The organism is Mesorhizobium sp. ArgA1 (assembly GCF_053714375.1).
In genome coordinates this window covers 1-23,943 of sequence record NZ_JBSKBQ010000033.1, presented here as the reverse complement: position 1 = coordinate 23,943, position 23,943 = coordinate 1, and the positions used below count along the sequence as shown (strand labels likewise).

Genomic DNA, 23,943 nt, shown 5'->3' with positions numbered 1-23,943 from the left:
GAGGCCGGATGCGTGGCGAGTGTCCTAGCATCGCCGATGTTTGCAACGTGGTAGACGAGTTGTAGGCGCTCGATAAACCGGCGGCCGGCATCGATACCGCCGACGATCTCGAAAACGATCATCGGGCCGCCATAGTCGCCCATGTTCTGCTCGGCGCGACGCCGTTCCAGCATTCCGCCAAAACTCGGATAGGTCACGTCGAGGACGTTCCGATGCTCCTTGAGATATTCAGCGACGCGGCGGGCATTGGAGCAATGTCGCGGCATTCGCAATGGCAGCGTCTCCAGGCCCTGGATGCAGAGAAACGATGCGAATGGTGATGGACAGGGGCCGAAGTCACGCATGAGCGTATTGCGCATCTTGAGCAGGAACGGGCTGGCTCCATAGGGACCGGGCAGATCACGCGCCGCCTCGAGCCAACGGATATTGCCATGGGAAATATCAGGGCGCGTCATCAACGGAAATCGTTCGGAATAGGCGTCCCAATCAAAGGTGCCGCCATCCACAACAACGCCACCAATGGTGGTGCCGTGGCCGCAGATGTATTTTGACGTGGAGTGCAAGGTCACATGCGCGCCGAGCTCAAGCGGACGTGTGATGAGAGGGGTCATTGTGTTGTCGATGATAAGCGCAATGCCTATTTCATCTGCGATCACGCCGACCTCCGCGATCGGGAAGGGCGTGAGTTTCGGATTGGGCAATGCTTCGGCAAACCAACAACGCGTACGGTCGTCTGAGGCTTCGCGGAAACGTTTAGGATCGCTCGGATCGACGAAACGCGTTTCGATCCCGAGCCTTTGAAAGGTATTAGAAAGCAGATTGATTGTCCCGCCATACAGATGAGCGGAACTCACAATGTTGTCCCCCGCGGCCGCAATATTCAAAATGGCGAGCATAATCGCGGCCTGGCCCGACGACGTCGCCAAAGCCGCGACGCCGCCCTCCAGAGAAGCAACGCGCTGCTCGAATATATCCGTCGTCGGGTTCATCAACCGCGAATAGGTGCGTCCCTCGCTGCGCAGATCAAACACGTCTGACGCGTGGTCAATAGATTCAAAAGCATAGGCGTTCGAGAGATAGATCGGCACCGTCGTCGCGAGCGTTGTCGGATCGTAACGGTAGCTGCCGTGAAGAACCGCCGTCTCGACGTGCAACGCTGACGTCAAAACGGGTTGTGTTGTGGCGGCATTTCTCTGGGTCTTGGTCAAAATTGATTGTCTCCGGAATCTGTTCTTCTCGAGAATTGGCGCTTAGGCCGGCAACGGCGCGCTTTCGATGAAGCGCTTCCGATTCTGGTCCCTGATCAGCTTCAGAATGGAAGGTTCACCATTTGGGCCAGACTGAAATATCCCGCCCGTCTCGGAGCAGTGCGCCGCATATTCGGAATCGCGCATGCGGATGGCGTGCGCCTCGGGTAGTCGCCAGAATGGGGTGGTTGGATCGAGGTGATGATCGAGATGATAGTTGTCGTTGTTGATCCCCGTCAGCCACTTCTCGATGTTCCGGCTTTGACGGTTTCGCGCCATATGCAGGTTGACGTGCTGGTTGTCGATGGAGCTGCAATGCTCGGACATCTCGATGAACCATCCGATGATATGGAACGAGGTGAGATAGGGAACGCCCCAGAGAAGAAGGAATTCCGGGAAGTAGCCGGAGGCCAGACCCGCCGCGGCAATAGACGCCCAGAATGCGTAGAAGCCCCAGCGATCGAATTCATAGCGCCACCCTTCTCCACGCGGAACCCGCGTGGCGCTCTCCTTGCCAGAAAGGGAAGCGACAATCACCTGGTATCTGTTACGTACCAGATACTTCAAATATGCGTAGGTTTTCGATCCGAGTAACGGAAGAATAATTATCTTATAGACAAAAGAACGATCCGTCAGCGGTGTGAATACACCTTCATTTATAAAGAACTCTAGGTCGGGATCGGCGTCGGCTCTGCCAAGGAAGGGGTGATGACTATGGACATGAGACTGCTTGTAGGCAAAGTGGCGCTGAAAGATCGGCCAGGCGGTTGGCCACGTGCCGAGCAGGAAGTTCAGAAAACGATTCTTTGTCAGAACGCCGTGCGCGGAATCGTGCAAAATGGTGGAAATGCCCCTCTGATGCGCGCCGATCATGATTACCGCGAGAGGATAGAACCACCAGCTTACATCAACGACCAGCCACACAAGGGTAGCGATCACCGCATAGTCCTTCACGATGTAAAGTGGGCCATGCCAATTGTCAGTCGCAAGAGCCTTGATGTCACGGGTGATGTATCGATCGAAGCGATGGTGCGTATAGCGATCAGGCGCTTCAATACCATTGTAGAGAGGTTGAGCATGACTGTTCATGAAAATACCTATTGCTTGATATTGAAGCGCTATTCCGCCGCATAGGCCTCGACGAAACGCTCGATAAGATCGGCTTTGACGTTTGGCATAACGATCGCGTGGGCCAGATCGCCATGGCATGCAAGCTGGTATTCGGCCACGAGCCTCTCGGACGGTTTCGGAAACACAACTGTCAACGACCATGGGTTGAGCAGCACCGGGACGCCCGCAGAGCGAAGTGCTTCCGCAAAACCTTCGGCGCGTTTGATGCAGGCCAGGGCGCTCTTGCGGAAACCGGCAACGCCGAGATGCATCAGCCGGTACCAGATCGCAAGAACGGCGTGGCCGTTTCGCGATCCCATCAGGGTTGTATCGTCAGAGCGCAGATAGCTGACGACGGAAGCAACGTGACTGACATGATCACGACGGGCGACGAGAATGCCGCAGGGCATCGGCGTACCGATCATCTTGTGACCTGAGGTCGAAATGCTGTCGATACCATGTCGAAAAGACGGGCGGATGCCGGCGTGTACGTCGTCTGCGAAGGGAAGAACCATTGCATTCAGGGCCCCGTCGACGTGCACGAAGCGGCGGTTCGGATCGATACCGGCCTGGTTCAGAACGCTGATGCAGGAGGCGATATCGTCATGCGCCCCTTTCATGGTCGTTCCACAGGTCAATGCGAGAATGATGCTGCGATGCCGATTTGCGTGAACAACCTCGGCCAGAGGATCTAAGGCGATCGTGCCGGACTCATCAGCCCCGCATGAAAAAGCCTCGATTCGGAGAATTCTTGCCGCCTTTGGAAGCGAGTAGTGCGCCTCTTCTGAGTGTATCAGAACAGGATCATCAAGGGTCTCGCGGGCAAGGTAGATCGCCCATAGATTGCCTTCAGTTCCACTTGCGCCCACTGTTCCCCAGGATCCTTCCGGATCTGCGCAGTCCCAGACCCGCATGGTCCATTCGACCACTTCCCGCTCCAGGTCACAGACTTCTGTCGCGTAGTGAGACCCAGCATATGGATCGCCCAGGTTATTTATCAGGAATTTGTTGAACTGAGATATCGGCCCTGCATCGAAGTCCAAATTGTAGGGATATCCGATGTGCTTAGCTCGCCTATCGGAGAATTTATTACTGAGATACTGAAGTCGTTCACCAATGTCATTCCAGTCAGAAACGGTACTCTCAATCTCGTGTGCACAGGATTTGCTCATGTGATAAACCGCCAAACTTGTTTTCAACCAGAACTACACCATGGAACACTTTTTGTGCTATCGTTATTGTGTACCGTGACACTTTTGGATGCCACATGCTGTTGAAGTCGCCTTGGGTACCTAGGCTCGCCGCAGGCAACGAGCCGATCTATCAACGCCTTGCCATTGCGATCACGGACGACTTAAGCAGTGGCAAAGTCGAACCCAACAAAGCCGAGTTCCACACTTGGGTTCGATGCGGAGCTTTTCGGCACGTTGACCCGTGCTCGCGCTCCACAGCAGACCGAAATCGTCCGACAGCTGCGTCAACATTTCAAATCGCATGTCGATCCAGCTGCTATGAAACCACTTATCGAGAGACACCCATGTTCCGTCCCGCAGCTCGTAACCGCCCTGGCCTAGGCGGCGGGCGGCTTCGGTGAGCTCCGAACCCTGATGGATGCCAACAAGGCTGGTCTCCTGCCCGCTCGCAGCGGTCGCGCTGACCAACATTGCCATTACGAACGGGACGAAACCCGCCGCCAACCGAATGCACTTCTGCAACGCCGTCATTGCAGTCGGCAGCCAAACTCCGGTCGATCGACAGAACCCCGGTAGTGCCTTGAAAAGTAGTCAAAATCTCCAAGCGCCTCAGCTGCAAATGCCAGGTCGCAAACCGACGACGCACTCATTCTCAGTGAAACCACTTTCTCCAGTCCTTCATTTGTCAAAGCTGCCTTTTCGGCTATCTCATGAATGACGCTCCGCCCGGAGGGAGGAAGTACGCGAGCAGAGCGTGCCGCACAAAAGGCCTGTTGGTCGGGCAACAGCACAGCGGCAGCAGAAACTGATTAGGAGACCTTCCTGACGACAGCCTGACGTCAAGCGTCGGATCTGTTGCAACCTTTTGATTACCTGCGCTGTGGCAAGGTGCCTTCGATCATTTCGGAGGGTGCAATGTTCAAGCGTCGTCATCGACGGGAGCCAGACCAACCACGAGGCGATCGTTTCCTGCGACACCCCAAATCGCTTGCAGCGGGCGCACGCCCGACGAGGCTTATTTTGGCCGCAAGCGATGGCGACGGCCGCATGATCGTCGCCGCGCGATTTTGCTGCTGCTCTGGTCGGGCTACGCCCTTCTCCCGACGCCGCAGCAAAATCGCAAAGCCCCGCGCTCAACGTAACCCGGCAGGATGCCACTTAAATTCCGCGGGGCGCTGTCCAAACAAGCGGAGCCAGCTCTGAGATCACGCACGTCCAGGGTCGTCTTGGCCAAAAGCGAAACTGGCAATGACAACGTCGGCATTCAGCCTTTGGCAAATCTTTAACGCTTCCGCATGCGGACCCGCTGCAGTGGTCGACAAATTGCTGCGCAGAACGTGTTCTTCCGTGGTCAGATTAAGCGCGAGAACATCATCGACTACAGGACGCTCCTGATTTTGCGGGCCTCGCTCATATATTGTCTCCATCCCCAACCCACCCTGTCGCGTTCTCGCGTTCGTGAAGGTCTGAGCAACCGGGCGCAGCCTCCCAAGACGCTTGCGGTCGCTGGCCGCGGGTTAGGTGCGCCAGGCCAGCAAGTGCCCCTCAATGCGGCCGATAAACCAATTGACGGCCAGGCCAATCAGGGAAAGCATCGTGACCCCGGCGAACAGGCGCTCCAGATTGTAGAGTGCTCCTGCATCCAAGATGTAGGCGCCTACGCCATGCTCGGCACCGAGCATCTCGGCTGCGACCAGTAGAGTGATGGCGATGGAGATGGAGACGCGCAGGCCCGACAGGATGCCGGGAAATGCGCCGGGCAGAACGATCTTGTGCACAATCGAGCGCCGAGAGAGGCCGAAGCTCTGGCCCATCCGGATCAGGTTGCGGTCGACATTGTCAACCGCTCCCTGCGTGGCGACCACCGTAGGGGTGAAGGTACCCAACGCGATCAGCGCATATTTTGATGCCTCGTCGATACCGAACCAGATAACGAAGAGCGGCAGCAATGCTATCTTGGGGATGGGTAAGAGCGCCGCGACTAGTGGCAGGAGACCGGCGCGAATGAGGCTGAACAGTCCGATTAAGACGCCGATTGCGATGCCAAAAGCAATGCCGATCGAAGCGCCAATCGCAAGACGCCGCAGCGATGGCAGCAAGTGCTGCCATAGCAATCCGGTCTGACAAAGCTGGACGAAGGTCTCGAGGACCGCCGAGGGACGAGGCAGCGTTAGGCCCGAGATGAAGCCGGTACGGGTGCCGATCTCTGCCAGTCCAATCAGGACGATGAAAACGAGAAGACCGACAAAAGGGACGCGAGTGGGCGCGAAGCCGCCGCCGCGGAATTTGACGGGTTGTGTGACTGGGCTGATGTCAACCATGGAGCAGTTCCTGATCTGCGGCCATTGCCTCGTCTCTCATCAGGTTCCAAAGATGCATCTGCATCTTCTCCAGAGCCGGAGCGCTGGCGCATCTCTCGGCCAGCGGCTGCTGGATTTTGACGATATGGCGGATGCGTCCGGGCCGGCGGGAAAGCACGACTATTCGATGTCCCAGTCGCACAGCCTCGGCCAGATTGTGCGTAACATAGACCGCGGTAAAACGCTGACTCGTCCAGAGCGAGACGAGATCATCCATCAGAACCTCGCGCGTCTGGCTGTCGAGGGCCGACATCGGTTCGTCCATGAGCATCACCGCCGGACTGACCGCCAGAGCGCGGGCAATCGCAACGCGCTGACGCATGCCCGCCGATAGTTGCTTCGGCAGAGTGGCGCGGAAATCGGAAAGCCGCGTGCGGGCAAGGACATCGGCGACGATCCGCTCGACGTCATTCGTCCGTAGCCTGTGACCCTCCAGTACCAGCTTCACATTGCCTTCTACGGTCCGCCACGGCAGCAGGGCGAAATGTTGGAAGACGTAGGTAAGAGGATTGAGCGATTCGGCTGGCGGGACACCGACCTGCAGCACGGTCCCGCCTGTCGGACGCTCCAACCCGCCTAGGAAGCGCAGCAGGGTAGATTTGCCGCATCCCGACGGGCCGATTACGCACACGATCTCACCCTGTGGGATCCTAAGCGAGACGTCGCTCAGAACCTCCACGAGGCCATAGCGGTGGTGGACATTCCTTAGCAGCAGTTCCATATCTTCTCTCACGCCGGCCGGGGGCGACCCATGTTCCGTTTGTGGACCGCAGGGGTCAGATCGTCTTGACGTAGGAAGTATCGAAGAGCATCTCTGGCGTGATCGTCTCGCTCACCATCTTCTCCGCCTTCAACCAGTTAAGCTGATCCGTCACGGAATCGAGTGCAAGCGCACAGCCCTTCCTGATGCGCATGGCGCTGCTGACGAAGGTCTCCTTCGCGGCTTGGAACGGACGGTCGGAATCCACATATTTGTGGATGATCTTGGCCACCTCATCCACTTCCTCCGGTGTGGCGGTCTTGTCGACGAGGGCAGCGTTGTAGTCGTCGATCGCCATCGAATAGGCGCGAATAAAGGCTTCAGTCTTCTGCCGCTCGTTGGCGGCATTATTCGCTGAGGTGAACACCGTGGTCACCTGATAATTGGGCGCATAGTCGGACACCAGTCCGATCTGCTTGGCATTGCCTTGGGCGAGCATCTTATCGGCGATGCTGCCCTGGATGGCCCAGGCGTCGATCTGCCCGGTACCCAGCGCACCGATGATTGCGCCGACCTTCTGAAGCCGGCGCAACGTGATGTGCGACATTGGGATGCCGTTCGCTTCGGCGATCTTGTGGCACATGTAGTGAAAGGAGGAGCCGGCTGTGGTGATACCAAAACTCTTGCCGCTCAGGTCCTTCGGCGTGGTTAGGCCGCCCTGGTAGGCTGTTTCGGAGGCCAGGATGATAGCGCCGACGAGACCCTTCTCCTCAGTCAGTGCGCCGCCGATCACCTTGATTGCGTGTTTTTTGGCGAGGCTCACGAGTCCGCCGCTCATCGCGGTGACGGCATAATCGGCATCACCCGAGGCAATCGCCACGGCCATAGGCTGAGCGGCCTCGAAGAACTCTAATTCGACGTCCTGCCCTTCGTCCTTGTAATAGCCCCGCTCGAAGGCGATGAAACTGGGCGCATGGCTGGCGAGACGCATTACGCCAAGGTTTATCTTAGTGGCGGCATAGGTGAGCCGGCCAGAGACGTTCAAAGCACCCGCTATGCCCAGACCAACAATTGCCTGGCGGCGGTTTATAGCGACCTTAGTCATGCTCCCTTTCCCTTTTGGTGGCTCTCTATGTCTGGCTGCTGGGCTGGCCTATCGAGCCGCCTTGCATGCTCGGCAGAGACAACACGGCGGGAGGATCTGCACCAGCTTGTGAAGGCACGCGGATTTGCTGCGTCGGTCAAACGGCCGCTTGGTCCATCTGGTGCGGCTGATGTATGCGGTGTGACGTCCGGCGGGACCATGGTTCTAACTATCCTCCCCTACGTCGGATGCAGGCTCGCAAATCGCGGCAGCTGGCTGCGAATTTCGCGGTTGCTTAGATTACAAGGCCAACCTTACGAGCAACTGACAAGAATCGAGAGTGATGGCCTCATTGATTGTCCATGTACGGCTCGGCGCGGGCGAACCCGAGCTCGCAGCTGACGAAAGTCAGATGCGTTTGTTGGGAATTTGCGACTGTGCCGCCCGGTCTTGCGCCGACGCTCTGGCAGAGCGGATCGATCGACCGGGGACAGGGGATCGGGAAGTCCGGACTATGTCGAGCCGGAGATTATGTTGCGACGGCGAGCCGGCCCGCGGCGCCTGCATCGAGGATGTCGAGCTTCTCGGCCGGGGATCGATCCGCAGATAGATTTCGGTGCTGACGATGCCGCTGTGGCCGAGCCAAAGCGCCACCCGCCTAATGTCGCCGGTCGCCTGAAGCGTGTGGATGGCACAGGTGTGCCGCCTATGTCTTCATCGACATAGGCGGCACACCACGGCAATCCATCTGCTCAAGGTGTCGACTTCGCCACGATCAGCCAATGGCTCGGGCATGCCAGCCTCAACACCACCATGCGATATGCACGCGCTGACATTGATCTGAAGCGGCAGGCTCTCGCCCAGGTCTTCCCAGAGATGCTGGCCCCACCGAAGGGCGGAGCCTTCGTCTCACGGGGTGAGGATATCACCGGTCGGCGTGAGGATATCGCCGGTTGGCTGCGCCGCCTCTAATATTATGTGGAGTTGTCCGATGCTCAACGCGCCAAAGGCCGCGCAAAATAAGGCTCGTAGTGGGGCGGCTCCACATCTTTGCGCACTGCACATGAGTCGATTTGGACTAACCCGCTCCGCGGTCGCGGAGCGGCAATGAGGTGCTGCGCCGCAACCTCGCGCTCAACACCCAACTCTCGTATCTACAACAGGTGGCGTTGTTCGCCCGCCACTTCGGCAAGTCGCCGGAGGGAGCGGGAAAAAGGTGGGGTAAGAACTTTCGGGTAATCGAGGGCTTTTTGGAAGGCGCACTCGATGACAACGCAACTAAGGATGAACGTCTGGGTCGAGCTTGTCGGGGTCGATGGCCTTCCGCAACGCCGGCAAATCGCAGTCGTCGAACGGATTGTAGATGGAGGGGGTCTCGACGACCTCGGCCTCTCCTTGGGGGAAGGCAAAGCGATACAGCGCCGTCTGCATGCCTTCTTTCCGCACGCGCAGATGCGCAACCGAGGCCCGCGCACAGCACGCCACAGCAAGATTCCTTACGACGCCTACTGCCCAGGATTCGGCCACGACCGACCGGTGCGCCACTTCCTCAAGATCGGCGATCGCCTTCCGGTAATCGGCCTCCGAACTCAAGCGTCGCGCCCGCATGGTCAGGAGAATGCCTAGGCGCTCCTCGGCCGAGAGTCTTTGACGCGACTGAGGGCCGCCCGTGAGCACTGTGAGCACCTTGTCCAGGATTTCGATTGCGGCTGTCAGATCGTGCTCGGCAGCCCCCTCTTCCCCCTGTTCGGCGACAGATTCCGCAAAGCCGAGCGCCGACTCGATCCAGTCGTATCGCGCCATGTTTGGGCTGATCTCGTCTGTCGCAGTCCGGAACGCCTCCATGGCCAGCCGGAACGCCTGGCGCCTCGGCAAGGTCGAGAAGGGTTTGCGCGAGAGCGCGTCGTGCCTTGCCGTCATCGGTCCCGCCGGCTCGAAAGAATGCGTCCCAAGCCTCCACACTGGCCTCCAGGAGATTGGCCGCCTTATCAACGCTTCCCAACCGGCCAAGACTGACTGCACGCAATCTTGCTGCCGCAGGATCAGCCGCAGCCATCTCCTGCGAGACCTCCTCGATAACGATATTGTCTCTGCCGCCGAGGGCTGTCGAACCTGGCGCGTTCAAGGATAATGTCGTCCGCGCTGGCGCTGGGCGCTTTGCGATACCGATCGAGCTTGGCACGGAAGTCCTTTGTTGCATCGGAGATGATTGGCTCTTTGGGATCGACAATCTTTTCGTTGATGGCATCGAGAATCGACAGAGGGTTTTCCATCCACTCGGGCGCCCCGAATCCCAGTTCACGCAACAACTGAGCGAAGAACCTGTCCGCATCCTGGTTCAGGATCACGAACTTGTTGCGGCCGGTCAACATCGTGCGCACACGCGTATTGAGCGCGTCGGTCGACTCTTCATAGAGAACCCAGAAAACCTGAAGGTTGGGGAAGGCCGCGAATGACTTTTCCAACAGGGTGATGACACCGCCGTCCTCGCTGCCGGAATAGCCCACAACGACGAGCAGCCCTGCATCTTTCAGCCCGAAGATCGTGCCTTGCATGGACAACGCCTCCTGCGTGGCATTGACCGCACTGACGCTGTTGCGCAACTCGTAAGTATGCATCGAGCCATGCAGATGGATGAACTGCCGGTAGTCGGGACGCGAGGCCACCCGGCTGAGCGCCGACAGGCCGTCCGCCACGACCGGGATCACGCCCGCGAGAATTATTCCCTGCAGCACAAGCTGATCAAAATTGGTGGTCATCACGGTGTGGGCGTAGTTGCGGCGGACGATTTCACCGATGCAGATATGGCCCAGTTTATCTTGCCATGACCCCTGTCGATGGCGTCCTTGATAATGGCGCGCTGTTCATTGTCCGATCGGAAGAACTGCTCAAAAAGATAAGCGTACAGCCTGCCCCAAACAGGCTTGTTGACGTCGAAGCCTGGCAGCTGCGTGGCGAGATTGGACAGATGCTGCCGCTCGTCCAAATAAGCGCGCCCTCACTATCTTGCATGGCGTGAGCGGGTGCGCCTTTAAGCGATGCGAGTTCCAGCGTCAGTTCACGAGCAATCTGGCTGGCCATCGGGATGCCGGCCGACTGCGAGCAGTCGGCCCCGATCAAAAACACAGCGCCCGACCCGCGTTCGTCCAAACCGCTCTTGTGGCCGGACTTGGCGACTTTTAGCTGGAAAGTGAGATCCTTTATGTCCACGGGGACAGGGCCACCCGCATGCTCGACCGAGAAATCCATCCTGGGCATCACCTTGGCTTAGCGCGATATTTATCGACGACTTATACAAAATTTTTTCGCAATGTCTTGCAAGCGCGGATAGCTTTCTGGGGATGAAGTAGCCGAAGATAACATCGCTTTTTACGGAAATCGATAAGGTTTAAATTGCCGATGCAGGACGTAGCGCCTCTATATCAGAAATCTATCCGTAGCTCTTCCGTATTAAATTTCAGACATGCTTTGGGGCATAAGGATTTTTGGCACATTTTCCATCGTGGCGATAACCATTCCTGACAAGAGGTTTTTTAGATTATTACTCAACTGTCGTTCGTCTCGCGGCCGGCAAAGCGATGCGTGTAAACAGTCAATGCCAGCGCTTTCAAATCTAGTAGCGCCCGGGTTCCGGCGTGCTATAGTCGGCGCGTCACAAAATGGAGCTTTATATGTCAAACTCAAATCAGCAGAGGGCTTCTGCCCCCTCCGCAGTTGCGAATCAGGGCGTGCGGGCCGCTCTTTTGAAGGGCCGGCTGGCCAACCCGGCATTGCAGCGGTTGCAGGGTCGCGTGCTGTCGCAGGTCGAGCCGAGCGACGTCATCACGAGCTATGACAGAATGCACCACCGTCACAGCCGTTCATGACAGTCAGCGAGGCACCCCCACGGATTACATCTTTCCTGGTCAAGGTCGCCTCGCGCTGCAACCTCGATTGCGATTATTGTTACGTCTATCACCATGCCGACCAATCTTGGCGATCTATGCCAAAATTGCTGTCGGCGGGTGATCGTGATGCTTTTGCACAAAGGCTGGCGACATATTTGGCTCAGGAACAAATAAAGCGCTGTACGGTCATCTTTCACGGCGGAGAACCGTTGCTTGCCGGGGTGGAGACGTTGGTAGCGTTCGCCGATCGGATCAGGGCTGCAACGCGGGCCGCGGTCGACATCGGCCTGCAGACCAATGGCTTGCTGTTGGACGAAGCAGCGCTGCTTGCGTTTGAGAAAGCTGACATCAGCATTTCGCTCAGCCTCGATGGTCCCAAATCCGCCCACGACAAGCACCGCAACTCCAAGAAAGGGCGCTCGAGCTTCGGGCGGGTCGAGCAGGCGCTTGAAAGGTTGAAATCGCACCCCAAGATCTTTGCGGGTGTCATCGCCGTCATCGATCCCACGACTCCTCCGGAAGATCTGCTGGAGTTTTTTGCCGCGCATTCGGTTCCCAAGCTCGATTTCCTCCTGCCCGATGCACACCATCTGCGCCAGCCCGCTGGGCGCAGCGACCAACCCGATCTTTATGAAACCTGGCTTTGCCGCGCCTTCGATACTTGGCTCGACCACTACCCCCATTTGTCACTCAGAACGTTCGAAGCACTGCTCGACGCAGTGGCCGGACTGCCGTCAACCACCGACGCCTTTGGATTGGGGGATGTCAGTCTAATCAGTATCGAGACCGACGGCAGCTATCACGACCTCGACGTCCTCAAAGTGACACGCGACGGCGCAACAAAGATCGGCGGCACTGTCGCAGATACCGATATTGCAACGATCGCCGGCTCGCATCACATCAACGTCCACCGTCAGCTTTTGAGCAAGCCTGGCCTCAGTGTAACCTGTCAGGAATGCGCCATCGTCGATATTTGTGGCGGCGGCTCGCTTCCGCACCGTTACGACACCAACGGGTTCGGCAATCCGACGGTCTACTGCGGCGAGATGACGGCTCTTGTCGCCCATATACACAGACGCGTTGAACGGTTGCTCGACCATGCGGGCCGGCCCGCGCAGACCTTACCCGACGACTTCCGGTTCGAGCACTATGAATTGGCTGAACTCGGGACGACGGAGATGGCGCTGCTGTGCAGCGCATCGCGCGATGCCTTGCAGGGCGAATTCCTTGACGCGACAAGCTTGCTGGCGGGCGGCGAGTTCGAGACAATGTCCAAGCTGAGCAAAACGGCGCCAGACCGGACGGCCGAACTTTGCCAGCAACCGGGCGCTGTCGCTTGGCAGCGGACCGTTGCGGCACAATCCGTCGGGCGCCTCATTCATACGGTCGACGGCCACCCCTTGTCGGCGGACGCGGATTACCTCTCGGACCTGCTTGGCCGGTCAAACGAAGATTTGGCTGCTTTGGCCGTTGCCCGCGAAGACCCATGGCTGCGAAAACCGTTCGGCGAGGCCATCTACTTCGAGGTGGAAGACGCAGCTGCAGCCGCCCGGCCGGTCGTCGAGGAAGCGTTGCGGATAGTCGAGAGCTGGCGGCCGGCCTTGGCGGCCGAGATTCGACTGGCGTGTCGCGCGATCCAGTTCGTGCGTGATCCCTCTGCCCATCCCGAGAAGATTGTGTCGTTCAGCGACAATACGGTGCCCGGAGCGCTTTATGTGTCGGTTTGGCAAGGCGACCGGCTGATCGACCCCTATGATCTGGCGGATTCCCTGATCCACGAGCATCGCCATCAGAAGCTTTATCTCCTAGAACGACTCGCTCCGACGGTGGAACCCACCGATATGCGCGTGGTGTCGCCGTGGCGTGAGGATCTGCGGCCGCCGTCGGGGCTGCTCCACGCCGTGTTTGTCTTTGTCGAGCTGCGCCGGTTCTGGGAGTTCGTACGCTCAAACGGGCCGTCGCGTCTGCACAATCGCGCTGTCAATCAAATCAGGGATACTGACGAACACCTGTCCGAAGCCTTTGCGACGCTGTTGAGCTGCCCGCTGACCGACACCGGGCGCCGCCTGACCGAGGTTCTCAAAAGCGCCTCGGAATCAGCGCTGGAAGCTGCGTGAACGCCCTAACCGTCCCGGTCGACCGCCTGCCCGGCTCCCCGTCGATGCGGCACGCTGTTTTGCGCGATTATTTTTGCGACAAGGATGCTGCCGCTGCGCTTGGCGAGGCAGGCTGGCAACTGACGCTGGCTTGGCCAGACGGCCTCGATCGTCATGTCGACACACGGCTTCCCGAAGGTCTGGCTTGGTGGGGCAACGGCGTCAGCCTGCCAAACATGGCAGCGGCCCGAAGATCCAAGGGCCACGTGGAAAGCGTGCTCTACGACACCTGGACACTCTACAGTTGGAGCGAATGGGCCCGTTCATCCGCGGCCAGCCCGGATGATCATATTCTCATTCTTCATGTTGACGACCACCGGGACTTGGCGAGCCCACGCCTGTTTGAGGAAAATGGCAGGTGGAGAGACCCAATAACGAACGCTTTTTGCCGACTTCACGAGCCCTGGGGCGTGCGCGACGCTATAGAAAGCGGCGCGATCGGCATGGGCAGTTTCATGACCCCGTTTTTACATGCGTTTCGCAATGCCGAGGTCAGACAGCTCTGTCAGCCCCCCAAAGTCCGTTCCACGCAAGACTACTCCATCGATCTGGTTACGCAGAAAGACGATCTTCTTGACCCTAGCAAAGTCCGGCCAGCGGTAACCCTGACGCCAACCACGAGGCACACCGGGCCAGGCCGGTACCGTATTTCCTGCGATATCGGCGATTGGCTGAAGGATATGCCAACCCGGCCGACGCTGTTGCATATCGACATGGACTATTTCAACAACCGCTACGACGGCGATACGGATTGGCAGAGCCGGGTCAACCGCCTCGATCCCTCGCTCGATCACATCCTTGCACAGATCGACATCGTCACCGCCGCACTTGCCAACGCCGATCTCGGCGCGCATCTGGCCGATACTGTGATTGCCTTTTCACCCGGGTTTTTCCCGGCCGAATATTGGCAACAGGCATCGGATCGATTGCTGGCCGGGCTGGAGCGCATCTATGAGCGCTAGATCCACCAGCGGGCCTCGTCGCCGTAAGCCGACACGCCCAACCCCAAAACCCAAGCCGGTGCGCGTCCAGCCAAGCTCTGCCTTTGTTCACGCCGACCAGGTTTTCCTGGTTCCGACCGAGGGAACAGTCGGGCGCGGCGCAGGACCAGGCGGCGAAGCCTGGAGGATTGAGGTGGAGGGCAAACGGGCCGGCGTCATCTTCATCAACTTCATTGACGAGGATCCCGTGGGCCGCCACGCATCGATACAGATTTACCTCAACGCCAAAAACCAGGGACGCCGCATCGGCAGATTTGCTTACAGAAAAGCCTGTGAAACCAGCCAATATGATGTGATCTACGCGCATATTCGCAAGTCGAACCATGCCTCCCGCAGGGCGGCCGAGGAAGCGGGATTCAAGGACGACACAAGACCGTCAATGATACAGCTCCTGATGGTCTGGCGACGCCATTGAACAGGCTTTGCCCCAGTTGGCTGAAGCCGTCTGCAATGGTCGACCTGCGCCTTGCAGCACTTGGGTTGCGAGAAGCCTTCAGAACCGAAATCCAGAGTTCGCTAAGCGATACCGAACTGGGTCGATGGGCTCGGCAAAGGGGCCTGTATTTCTGCCGCGACCGAGACAATTTCGTCGTCTTCTCGAAGCGACCGCTGCTGGTGCGACGCATTCTGTCAATCGACCAATCGCCGGGCGCGCACACGGCTTGGCTTGGCCAATGGCTCGGTTACCCGCGCTGTTGCATCCGAGCCGCCAGGCGGACTGGCGAAAGCCAACTCGACGCATGGTCAAAGCAGCTGTCGCGGCGGCGGCAGATCGGACTCTTTGCCTGCACGTCGATCGCAGGATATTCCTCGGGCCGCGCGCTTATAAGCCATATCCCGTGCGCGCCTCATTGTTCGGCATCGCTGCGCCTGGCCACCGATGTACTTGACCGATCGCACCATAGTCGTGCGCATGCTGCGCAAAGTCTTTTGACCCGAGGCTTTCATGTACACAGCTGTCGTCGTCCCTTGCCTCAATGAACAAGCCACTTTGGCTGATAGCGCGCGTTCCCTTGGCTTTAGTGGCGGAGCCACGCCTCCTGACACCATTTTGATACTTGTCGATAATGGCTCGACCGACAGCACGACCGCCGTCATGAAGGAAATCCAAGAAAACAGCGTTCAACCCATCATCCTGGGTCAAACGCATGATCGTGGCTACGTTCCGCCCAGACACCATGGCGTCATGCTGGCCAAAGCCTTCGCCGATGAGCATGGCATTCCCGATGAGCAACTTTTGATCCTGCAAGCCGATGCCGATACAGACTATGGCAGCGGCTACATCGCTGCGATGAAAGCCGCGGCCCAATACGCTCCCCAAAGTTTGGTCGAAGGCGTCGCTCGGGCGCCCAGGATCTTCTTGGAAACGTACCCAGGTTACCAATCCTGCTGCGATCTGGCCGACGATGCGGTAGCGAGCCTGTTTGTGGATGAAATTGACGAGGTCATCGTCGACGACAAGGTCGCCGGACTCGGGCTTGCCAGCTATCTGAAATGGGGCGGCCACCGGCGCGAATTCGATGCGCATGGCGACGAGATCCATGCTGAAACGTCCCGGCTCTACATTCACGGAAAGACGCTCGGCGCCACCAGGATACGGGTGCCCGACGCTGTCGCTTACCCGTCGCGCCGCAAGATTGAGGCCGATCCCCTGGCGACTTTTGTAACCGCCGGTTTTCCCAGGGAAAGTCGCTGGTGGGAGAAGTGGCGTGCGCAGCATTCCATGCCGATGACCCTTCGGGACTTCGACAGACCTGGCACGATCGACGGGTTCGCCAAAGCCGTTTTCGATCGGCAAGTTCATGATCTGATCCTGTTTGCCCTCGTTCCCCTCCAGGTCAGGATCGCTCTGGGTATCCCGGCGCCAATGACGGAGCCCTGCCTCGCCGCTATCTTGCAGAAAGTGAAGTTCCCCGACACCCTCACCAACGGCTCGGGCCGCTTGTTCGAGAAGTTCTTCAGTCTCGCCGACGAAGAGCCCTGGGTCTTCGCCGATTGTATCGGCGACCGCGGCGAATTCGGCCCTGTTGCGGACTCGTAAGGTGGCTGTGCGACGCTTTGCAGCGGCAGGGGCCGCGGCCAGCGCAGGCTTTGCGCCAGCACCAAGTCGGCGAGACCACGCGAAAAGCTCGGCATCGGGGAGGTGAACAGTGACAACGTGAACGGCAATCGCCGCGGCGGCGAACGGCGCCGGGCGCCGCGATGCCGCACATTTTTGATCTGCGTGCAGAGATTGGCGAGCGCCGCGCCGTCCCAGCGCAGCCCGAGCTGCTCGACGATCTTTTCGAGCCGATCAGGGCGGGCGGCTGCATGGACAACTGTCGCCAGGCACCCAGGATGGCGCCGACGGGGCCGGGGTCGGCGCCGGCCGGGGCAGGTCTCAGGCGTCACGCAAGGCGGCCTCGTCCTCGGCCCGGCCGGCGAGCCGCATGCTGGCACCGGTACATTATTGGCAAAGCGATTATGCCACGGTGGCGGCCGGGGGCGTCCATCCCATCAATAATGTACCGAGGGCCAGCACTTCGCTAATCCCCGATGCCGGCCTGCCGTCAACGAACTGGGCGAGCGGGAAGACATGCTTGCGGCCACCCTTGCGCAGGGCGACAACCTCATTGCGCCTTTGCCAGCGATGCAGCGTCGAGCGCGGTATGCGAAAATTGTCTTCCAGATAGGTCGATCCGGCGACCTCGCCCGCCCAATCCTCAATCAGCACCGATTGCAGATCGTTGATCGTTGGCCGGCTGCAGCGGTGAAGGTGCTGCGGTTGCCGGCATCAGGCTTTCATCCGCGCTGTTGGCACTTGCCAAGCCGCCGTGCGCGAGGTCCGCCACTGCGCGGAAGAACTCGGAGGCAAGCGCAGTGCATTCGCCCTTGGAAGGAAGGGAACGGCGGCGGCGACGCTGCCGGCAATAGCGCTGGCTCAAACCAGGGTCTGTGTATCAAGAACGATGCCGTGCTGGATCAGAGCCTGCTGCACGGCTTCCGCCACAAGGCCTGCCAAGGCCTCCTGAGAAATCCCATCCGTCGGATTTTGAAATCTGGTCATGTATCTGTCTTGCGCGCCCTGCGCTCCCCTCCCTAGCTGCGGCCGATTGTTGAACGGCTACAGCGACAAGCGGAAATGGCAGCAGCAACAGATACAGCGACCCGACAGGTTGCTGTCTAGCATTTCGACACCCCCAACGAACTGTCGAGGCGTCCCGAACTGTCAGTCACGGGACGCCTCGATTTTCGTTTAGGTGCGATGTGTGACAGCCGCGCGACGGTAGGAATCATCGTGCCAGTCGGCACGATGGGGAGAGCCGCGTCACGGACGCTGGCATCGAAACGTCTCGCCGATCAGGAATGCCGAACGGGACCCTACGGTCCGGTTCCCAGTCTTGACCGGATTTTATTGATGGCGTTAACGATGGCGTCTGCGGCCTGACGGTCGAGCGCAACATCTAAGCGGCCCTCTGTCGTCCGGATTGTGAGGATGCCGACAACGCCGCTCTCGTCCGTGACCGTCCCGATATGAATTTCGGTCGGCACGAAAGGCGCCTTTCCCATCCGTTTCATTGGTTACTCGTCACCTTGGCGGCTTCGACAAGCGCACAATCCGGCAATACGTGCAAGCGATCCTAACGGCTGTCAAGCGACACTGGCAGCCACCACATAGAGCTGCGACAAGACCTCGATCATGCGCTGCGAGTAGAGCGCTTGATGATGCTTGCTGAGACCGACGGCTTGCAGAAGTTCGAGAACGCGGTCCATGTCTCGCCCTGGTTGCGCGGCTTTCGTCCACGTATCAAGCTGGACAAGATTTCCGACCAGACTTTCGGGTTGGCGCCGCAATCCAGCGCCGAGAACTGCCCCGCCTTGACCTCCGTCACGGTGGTAGCCCGGCTTTTGCCGGTCGGCCGTCATAGCGAAACACCAGCGGCTTGTCCTGTGGTCGGCCAGCGCGTCGAGCAGATTGCCAATGGCAGGTCGGACGGATCTATCGCCAGGGCGATTTTTCCGGTTGTCAGGAGAAAGCATGGCGGCTATTCAATATTTCAAGGATTATTGAAACATGGATGAAGCTCAAGCCGTAATCGCCTTTGGCGCACTGTCGCAGGAAACCCGGCTCAGGCTGCTGCGATTGCTGGTGGTTGCCGGGTCGAGGTCTCGCCGTCCAATGTCAGCTTTCATCTCAAGGAGCTGGAGCGCGCCGGTCTCGTGACCGCGCGGCGGGACGCGCGCTCGATCGTCTACAGGGCTGAATATGATGCAATGTCCGGCCTGATCCAGTTCCTGATGGAGGATTGCTGCTCGGGCCGCCCGGAAATTTGCGCCCCGGCGCTTGCAGCCCCTTGCTGCCAACCGGGTGAGGGCGCGCCACAATGATTATCGAGCCGATCTACGCGGATCATGCGGAGCTGCGCGGTATCCTTGGCGAGGCGGGTTTACCGACTGGCGATCTGGGCGAACCCGCCCGCCCGTTCTTTCGCCTCGCCGACGGGAGCCAGACGATCGGCTTCGCCGGATTGGAGGCTTACGGCGAGAATGTTCTGTTGCGTTCGATCGTCATCGTGCCTGAGGCACGCAGCAAGGGGCTTGGCCGGCGCGCGATTGGCCTGCTGCTTGAGCAGGCACGGGCCGCCGGTGCCAGCTGTGCTTATCTACTGACGATCGATGCAGTGCCGTTCTTCGCGGAGATGGGGTTCCAAGTCGTGGCACGGCTGGATGCGCCGGCAGACATTCTCGCGACTCGGCAGGCGGTGTTGCTCTGTCCATCGACCAAAGCGGCGCTGATGGCGCGTACCATCCAGGCAGCGTGAAATGACAGCCTTCGATTTACCGTGCCGGTGTGCGGCCTGGGCACTGGCCTGCTGGTGGCGACGGTGGTCGGCTCCGGCATCATGGCCGAGACGCTGACGCACGACGCGGCGCTAGCGCTGCTCGGCAACAGACTCGCAACAGGCGCGATCCTGGTGGTTTTGGTTACCATCCTCGGGCCGATCTCCGGCGCCCATTTCAATCCGGCCGTCTCGCTGGTGTTCTGCCTCAACAGGGCTCTTCCGACCCGCGATCTCTCGGCCTATCTGGTCGCGCAGAGGGTCGGCGGCATCGCCGGCACGTTCGCGGCGCATCTCATGTTCGCCGTGCGGTTCTACAGATCGCAACGAAGCTGCGTGCTGGACCGGCGCAATGGTTCTCCGAAACGGTCGCGACATTCGGCCTGGTCGCAGTCATTCTTGAGCCGTGCCATGGCTGATCGGCCTCTACATTACCGCCGCCTACTGGTTCACAGCCTCCACCTCCTTCGCCAATCCCGCCGTCGCGCTAGCGCGTTCGCTTACCAACACCTTTTCCGGCCTCAGGCCGGTCGATCTGCCGGGTTTCATAGTCGCCGAGTTGCTCGGCGCCTTGCTCGCGCTGGCGCTGATGGGCTGGCTGCTGCGGCCCGAAACCATTGAGTAGTCCCAGCCATTGAAAGCAAAGCCATGATGGTCACCATCTATCACAACCCCGCTTGCGGCACCTCGCGCAACGCGCTCGCCATGATCCGCGACAGCGGCGAAGACCCGGTGGTGATCGAGTATCTGAAGACCCCGCCGAGCCGCGAGCGGCTGCTGGAACTGATCTCGGCGATGGGCATCACCCCCGCGCGAGCTTTTGCGGGAGAAGGGAACGCCTTACGCGGAACTTGGCCTCGCCGATCCGAAATGGAGCGAAGACGAGCTGATCGATTTCATGCCCGCCCATCCGGTTCTGATCAACCGGCCGATCATCGAGACGCCAAAGGGCACACGGCTTTGCCGGCCGTCGGAAGCGGTGCTGGCGCTGCTCGACAATCCGGTAGCGGAGTTCGTCAAGGAAGATGGCGAGAAGGTCGTTCACGTGCCGGGGCACGCATCCTGCCTGGCAGCAACGGTTCGCATTGGCAAAGCCAGATCGAGCCGTTGAAGCGAGGATGTTTTATGCTGTTTGGGGAGATGGCATGTGGGGGATCAACTATCTGACGCACGATCAGCACCTATGCGAAATGGACAAATCCATGGTTGCGAACGTGACGATCGCATGAGCATGGAATTCTGCCCGCCAACCACCGATGCGGTGAGATCCGCAGAGATTCTTCACGGGCCCTAATTTCAGGATGGATTGATACGTTGCTTTTCGTCGCTGCTCCAAACGTTGGCTGTGCAGATTCTGGCCTGGAGTGGGGCTGATGGACGGGGACCACAAGGCCACTGGCAGCGCCAAGGAGCTCGTCCGATGGGCGCTCCGAGCCGTGCAGCCGGGCGAAACGGTCTCCATCAAGGCAACCATCGCAACAGTTCGGGAACACGCCCCTGACCTGGACGAGACGGATCGTCAGCTTACCGAACTCATCCTCTTCGAGGCCATATTCCTCGGTGCATTCGTCATCTTCGACCTCCATGAATGATGCCGATTATGTCCCGTCACGAGTTCTCACCCTCCATCGCCATAAGAACCAGCATCCCAGGCGTCCGGCACGAGTGCAGCAGCGTCGAAGATGCCGCCGACCAGCTTCTCCAGTGGACCCGTCACGGCCCTAAGTGGAACAAGGCGGTGTGCGTCTGTCTGGCCGCCATGGCTGGAGAACTGACTCCTGAGGATGCCCGCATCGCCTTCAAGGCTGCCGCCAGAGAGGAAGGCCTGCTCGTCTAGAAAAATTCAAGCGGGGATCGAACGGAGGTTCGGAACTCCGATCGGATCCTTTGTATCGCCGGTATTTCCGCTAGCGCGTCGAAATGGGGGTGTGTCGAGCAAACCAAGGAATTCTAGTCCAGGAGCTCACGAAAGACGGTGACGGGCGTTTCCAAGCCGGTCAAGGACGCCTTCGAGAAGGCGCTGCGGGATCTCAAGGCCGGTGATGGGTCAGACGACCGGAGACAGGTGCAAATCGGCCCATAGAACGGACCGACCTCCCGCTGCGCTCATGGAGCGCCATTTGAGAGGTTGAGAGGCGGGGCCAACTGGCGCGGGCTCGGAGCAAAACTCACAATACCAAGGGCAGCGCTAACACTCATGCGAAGCTCGCAACGCATGGATGGCAGGTATTTTTGCAACGCACATACAGCTGTCACGTATGGAGCGCAGTATGCTGGGCGCGGGGGAAGAAAACATCTTCAGGCAGGAGGCTAAGAAATGTCCAAGACCACCACCGACAAGTTCAGCGAAAACACCGAAACAGTTGAATCTCCGGCAACCGTTCCTGGCAAGGCCACCGATCAATTTCGCGCCGTTGCCGAAAAGAGCGTCGAGCCGTCGAAAGAAGCTCTTGCCAGATTACAATCCGGCGCCGAAGACGCTCATAGGGCGCTCGAGTCAACCGCCGAAACCGCGAAATCGGTCAGCAACGAGCTGTCGCTGAAGACGATCGCCGCACTGCGCGCCAACGCGGAAGCCGCCTTCTCGCACCTCGAGGCCTTGGTCGGTGCGAAGTCGCCCTCAGAAGTTTTTGAGTTGCAGACTGCCTTCCTCCGCAAACGCGTCGAAATCGGCATCGAGCAATCCAAGGAATTCCAGGAGCTCACCCAAAGAGCGGTGACTGACGCCTCCAACCCGATCAAGGACGCCTTCGAGAAGGCGCTGAGGGGTCTCAAGGCCGCCTGATTGGTCAGACGCCGGAGATACCCGCAAAAGGAATCGACACCTCCCGCTACGCTCATCGATCACCATTTCAGGCCGCAGGCGCGGGGTGGGTGAGAGATCACGTTGACGCCTGGCCCAAATAAGCTGCTCAACACGGACCCGAACTTTCGATGGAAGAGCGGGTCCGCCGATGCCCCCCAGCAAAAGGCGGCACTCTACGAGATCCATGATTTCCCTCTCGGGCGGAACGCGGCTTTTTCCCGATCGAACCATCATCGCCGTGACAACACACTCTGCGATGGTCGCCGGGGCGTCGATCCGCGGGCCTCTTACACAGGTAAGCCGTTCAGCAGGTCGGAGGAAATGAATGAACGCTGAAGTTTTCGGCAGCCCCATCTTCGTGAGGCGTGCCACCGTTATCGTACAGGAGATTGCCGGCCTTGCGGACGCAATCGATTTTCTCGATGACTGGCCGGAAGATCGCAGAGACTTGATCCATCAGACCGCCCTTCGGGCGTGCTTTGACGCGCACGATGGGTACAAGCCTATAGCCGCGGCCCACAACGCCTTTCTTGGCTTTGCGAAACGGGCCGGGATTCTGGAAGACCCAAACTCCGCGATGCAATGGATCGCTGCCTGCAAATCGGGCAGCGGAAAGGTGCAGGTGTAGACCGGCGCTTGGGATCGCGCACTGGATGCGGTTGCCTGCCGGGCAAGTACGCATAGCTGGAAAGCTATCGAGGCCGTAGCCGAACAGCGGTGAGCTTTCGCCGATCCGGGCTCCGACTGTAGTTGACGAGCTGAAGTGGGTCATCCGGATCACAAAGCGATTTCCAGCGCCAAACTGTTGTTTCCGCGAGTGGACCGGGTCCTGGCTAAAGGCAAATGCGTCCCCGCGTGAAGCGCCACGACACATTAGCCGTCATCGACAAAACCGCAAAAGCAAAAGGGCGGCATCGCTGCCGCCCTTCCGAGATTGACGAGGTGCGCGTCCCTAGAAACCCATGCCGCCCATGCCGCCCATGCCGCCGCCGGGCATGCCGGTCGGCATGCCGCCGCCAGCCGACTCCTTCTTCGGAGCTTCGGCAATCATGGCTTCGGTGGTGACCAGCAGGCCGGCAACCGAGGCCGCGTCCTGGAGAGCCGTGCGAACGACCTTGACCGGGTCGACGATACCCATGGCGATCATGTCGCCATATTCGCCGGTCTGGGCGTTGTAGCCAAAGGTCGCACTCGCGTTGTCAAGGATCTTGCCGGCAACGATCGATGCTTCCGCACCGGCGTTCGAGGCGATCTGGCGGGCCGGAGCCTGCAGCGCACGACGAACGATGTTGATGCCAGCAGCCTGGTCGGCATTGACGCCGTTGGCCTTGATGTTGGCCGAAGCGCGCAGCAGCGCGACGCCACCGCCAGCAACGATGCCTTCTTCGACGGCCGCGCGGGTCGCGTTCAGCGCATCGTCAACACGGTCCTTCTTTTCCTTGACTTCGACTTCGGTCGCGCCGCCGACGCGGATCACCGCAACGCCGCCCGCCAACTTGGCGAGACGTTCCTGCAGCTTCTCCTTGTCGTAGTCCGACGTGGTCTCTTCGATCTGCTGCTTGATCTGGGCAACGCGGCC

21 protein-coding genes and 6 pseudogenes are annotated in these 23,943 nt (G+C 59.4%); 14 read left to right on the top strand and 13 right to left on the bottom strand.

What is annotated here, in order from left to right; translation table 11 throughout:
* The 3 genes from ACWGTI_RS30625 to ACWGTI_RS30615 all read right to left on the bottom strand — a co-directional run.
* Positions 1–1,208: O-acetylhomoserine aminocarboxypropyltransferase/cysteine synthase family protein (locus ACWGTI_RS30625; protein WP_454590446.1), on the bottom strand; the 1,208-nt coding region annotated here is incomplete at its 3' end.
* A 42-nt stretch (positions 1,209–1,250) separates the two neighbouring features.
* On the bottom strand, positions 1,251–2,336 hold the full coding sequence (locus ACWGTI_RS30620; RefSeq protein WP_454578861.1) for a fatty acid desaturase: 1,086 nt from the start codon (positions 2,334–2,336) through the stop codon (positions 1,251–1,253).
* 29 nt (positions 2,337–2,365) lie between these two features.
* Positions 2,366–3,529, bottom strand: coding sequence for a histidine decarboxylase (locus ACWGTI_RS30615; protein WP_454578862.1), 1,164 nt, complete (start codon positions 3,527–3,529; stop codon positions 2,366–2,368).
* Positions 3,530–4,475: 946 nt separating this feature from the next.
* On the opposite strand from ACWGTI_RS30615, the pseudogene ACWGTI_RS30610 reads away from it, so the two are divergent.
* A pseudogene (locus ACWGTI_RS30610) lies at positions 4,476–4,562 on the top strand (IS6 family transposase); the annotation flags it as partial.
* A gap of 505 nt (positions 4,563–5,067) precedes the next feature.
* Here ACWGTI_RS30610 and ACWGTI_RS30605 read toward each other — a convergent pair.
* From ACWGTI_RS30605 to ACWGTI_RS30580, 6 genes are all read right to left on the bottom strand, one after another.
* Positions 5,068–5,871: an ABC transporter permease gene (locus ACWGTI_RS30605; protein WP_454578529.1), complete on the bottom strand. Its 804-nt coding sequence runs from the start codon at positions 5,869–5,871 to the stop codon at positions 5,068–5,070.
* The gene (locus ACWGTI_RS30600; RefSeq protein WP_454590445.1) at positions 5,864–6,631 is read right to left on the bottom strand and encodes an ABC transporter ATP-binding protein; all 768 of its coding nucleotides are present in this window, start codon (positions 6,629–6,631) and stop codon (positions 5,864–5,866) included. Before ACWGTI_RS30600 ends, ACWGTI_RS30605 begins: the two co-directional genes overlap by 8 nt.
* A 55-nt stretch (positions 6,632–6,686) precedes the next feature.
* A complete protein-coding gene (locus ACWGTI_RS30595) occupies positions 6,687–7,715 on the bottom strand; it encodes an ABC transporter substrate-binding protein (RefSeq protein WP_454578527.1) in 1,029 nt (342 codons plus the stop codon).
* Positions 7,716–8,972: 1,257 nt separating this feature from the next.
* Complete coding sequence (locus tag ACWGTI_RS30590) at positions 8,973–9,614, bottom strand: hypothetical protein (protein WP_454578526.1); 642 nt, start codon at positions 9,612–9,614, stop codon at positions 8,973–8,975.
* 122 nt (positions 9,615–9,736) lie between these two features.
* Positions 9,737–10,453 carry a hypothetical protein gene (locus ACWGTI_RS30585; RefSeq protein WP_454578525.1) on the bottom strand — a complete coding sequence of 239 codons (717 nt, stop codon included), beginning with the start codon at positions 10,451–10,453 and terminating at the stop codon, positions 9,737–9,739.
* Positions 10,453–10,680, bottom strand: coding sequence for a hypothetical protein (locus ACWGTI_RS30580; protein WP_454578524.1), 228 nt, complete (start codon positions 10,678–10,680; stop codon positions 10,453–10,455). Before ACWGTI_RS30580 ends, ACWGTI_RS30585 begins: the two co-directional genes overlap by 1 nt.
* A gap of 673 nt (positions 10,681–11,353) precedes the next feature.
* Between ACWGTI_RS30580 and yhhA the strand changes: the two genes are divergently transcribed.
* The 5 genes from yhhA to ACWGTI_RS30555 all read left to right on the top strand — a co-directional run bounded on the left by yhhA (position 11,354) and on the right by ACWGTI_RS30555 (position 16,779).
* Positions 11,354–11,560, top strand: a complete 207-nt coding sequence (gene yhhA / locus ACWGTI_RS30575) for a YhhA family cyclophane-containing RiPP (protein WP_454578523.1) — start codon at positions 11,354–11,356, stop codon at positions 11,558–11,560.
* Entirely contained in the window at positions 11,557–13,698 is a 2,142-nt protein-coding gene (gene yhhB / locus ACWGTI_RS30570) for a cyclophane-forming radical SAM/SPASM peptide maturase YhhB (protein ID WP_454578522.1), read from the top strand. Before yhhA ends, yhhB begins: the two co-directional genes overlap by 4 nt.
* Complete coding sequence (locus ACWGTI_RS30565; RefSeq protein WP_454590444.1) at positions 13,695–14,699, top strand: hypothetical protein; 1,005 nt, start codon at positions 13,695–13,697, stop codon at positions 14,697–14,699. Before yhhB ends, ACWGTI_RS30565 begins: the two co-directional genes overlap by 4 nt.
* Positions 14,689–15,153 (top strand): GNAT family N-acetyltransferase, encoded by a 465-nt coding sequence (locus ACWGTI_RS30560; RefSeq protein ID WP_454578520.1) that lies wholly within the window; start codon positions 14,689–14,691, stop codon positions 15,151–15,153. Before ACWGTI_RS30565 ends, ACWGTI_RS30560 begins: the two co-directional genes overlap by 11 nt.
* A gap of 531 nt (positions 15,154–15,684) precedes the next feature.
* Positions 15,685–16,779, top strand: coding sequence for a glycosyltransferase (locus ACWGTI_RS30555; protein ID WP_454578519.1), 1,095 nt, complete (start codon positions 15,685–15,687; stop codon positions 16,777–16,779).
* 471 nt (positions 16,780–17,250) lie between these two features.
* On the opposite strand, the pseudogene ACWGTI_RS30550 reads toward ACWGTI_RS30555, so the two are convergent.
* From ACWGTI_RS30550 to ACWGTI_RS30540, 3 genes and pseudogenes are all read right to left on the bottom strand, one after another.
* Positions 17,251–17,784 (bottom strand): annotated as a pseudogene (locus ACWGTI_RS30550) (antitoxin Xre/MbcA/ParS-like domain-containing protein); the annotation flags it as partial.
* A 314-nt stretch (positions 17,785–18,098) separates the two neighbouring features.
* Entirely contained in the window at positions 18,099–18,296 is a 198-nt protein-coding gene (locus ACWGTI_RS30545; RefSeq protein ID WP_454590443.1) for a hypothetical protein, read from the bottom strand.
* Positions 18,297–18,526: 230 nt separating this feature from the next.
* Positions 18,527–18,758: pseudogene (locus ACWGTI_RS30540) on the bottom strand (DUF6428 family protein); the annotation flags it as partial.
* Positions 18,759–18,792: 34 nt separating this feature from the next.
* On the opposite strand from ACWGTI_RS30540, the pseudogene ACWGTI_RS30535 reads away from it, so the two are divergent.
* From ACWGTI_RS30535 to ACWGTI_RS30500, 8 genes and pseudogenes are all read left to right on the top strand, one after another.
* Positions 18,793–19,106 (top strand): annotated as a pseudogene (locus ACWGTI_RS30535) (ArsR/SmtB family transcription factor).
* Positions 19,103–19,540: an arsenic resistance N-acetyltransferase ArsN2 gene (gene arsN2, locus ACWGTI_RS30530; protein WP_454590442.1), complete on the top strand. Its 438-nt coding sequence runs from the start codon at positions 19,103–19,105 to the stop codon at positions 19,538–19,540. Before ACWGTI_RS30535 ends, arsN2 begins: the two are co-directional and overlap by 4 nt.
* Positions 19,541–19,561: 21 nt before the next feature.
* Positions 19,562–20,183, top strand: a pseudogene (locus tag ACWGTI_RS30525) (aquaporin).
* A gap of 23 nt (positions 20,184–20,206) precedes the next feature.
* Positions 20,207–20,669, top strand: a pseudogene (gene arsC, locus ACWGTI_RS30520) (arsenate reductase (glutaredoxin)).
* A gap of 262 nt (positions 20,670–20,931) precedes the next feature.
* The gene (locus ACWGTI_RS30515; RefSeq protein ID WP_454578517.1) at positions 20,932–21,150 is read left to right on the top strand and encodes a hypothetical protein; all 219 of its coding nucleotides are present in this window, start codon (positions 20,932–20,934) and stop codon (positions 21,148–21,150) included.
* Between the two features lie 8 nt (positions 21,151–21,158).
* Positions 21,159–21,395: a DUF982 domain-containing protein gene (locus ACWGTI_RS30510; RefSeq protein ID WP_454578516.1), complete on the top strand. Its 237-nt coding sequence runs from the start codon at positions 21,159–21,161 to the stop codon at positions 21,393–21,395.
* A 480-nt stretch (positions 21,396–21,875) separates the two neighbouring features.
* Positions 21,876–22,343 carry a phasin gene (locus tag ACWGTI_RS30505; RefSeq protein ID WP_454578515.1) on the top strand — a complete coding sequence of 156 codons (468 nt, stop codon included), beginning with the start codon at positions 21,876–21,878 and terminating at the stop codon, positions 22,341–22,343.
* 346 nt (positions 22,344–22,689) lie between these two features.
* Positions 22,690–22,992, top strand: a complete 303-nt coding sequence (locus ACWGTI_RS30500; protein WP_454578514.1) for a DUF982 domain-containing protein — start codon at positions 22,690–22,692, stop codon at positions 22,990–22,992.
* A gap of 324 nt (positions 22,993–23,316) precedes the next feature.
* Here ACWGTI_RS30500 and ACWGTI_RS30495 read toward each other — a convergent pair.
* Positions 23,317–23,943: TCP-1/cpn60 chaperonin family protein (locus ACWGTI_RS30495; RefSeq protein WP_454590441.1), on the bottom strand; the 627-nt coding region annotated here is incomplete at its 5' end.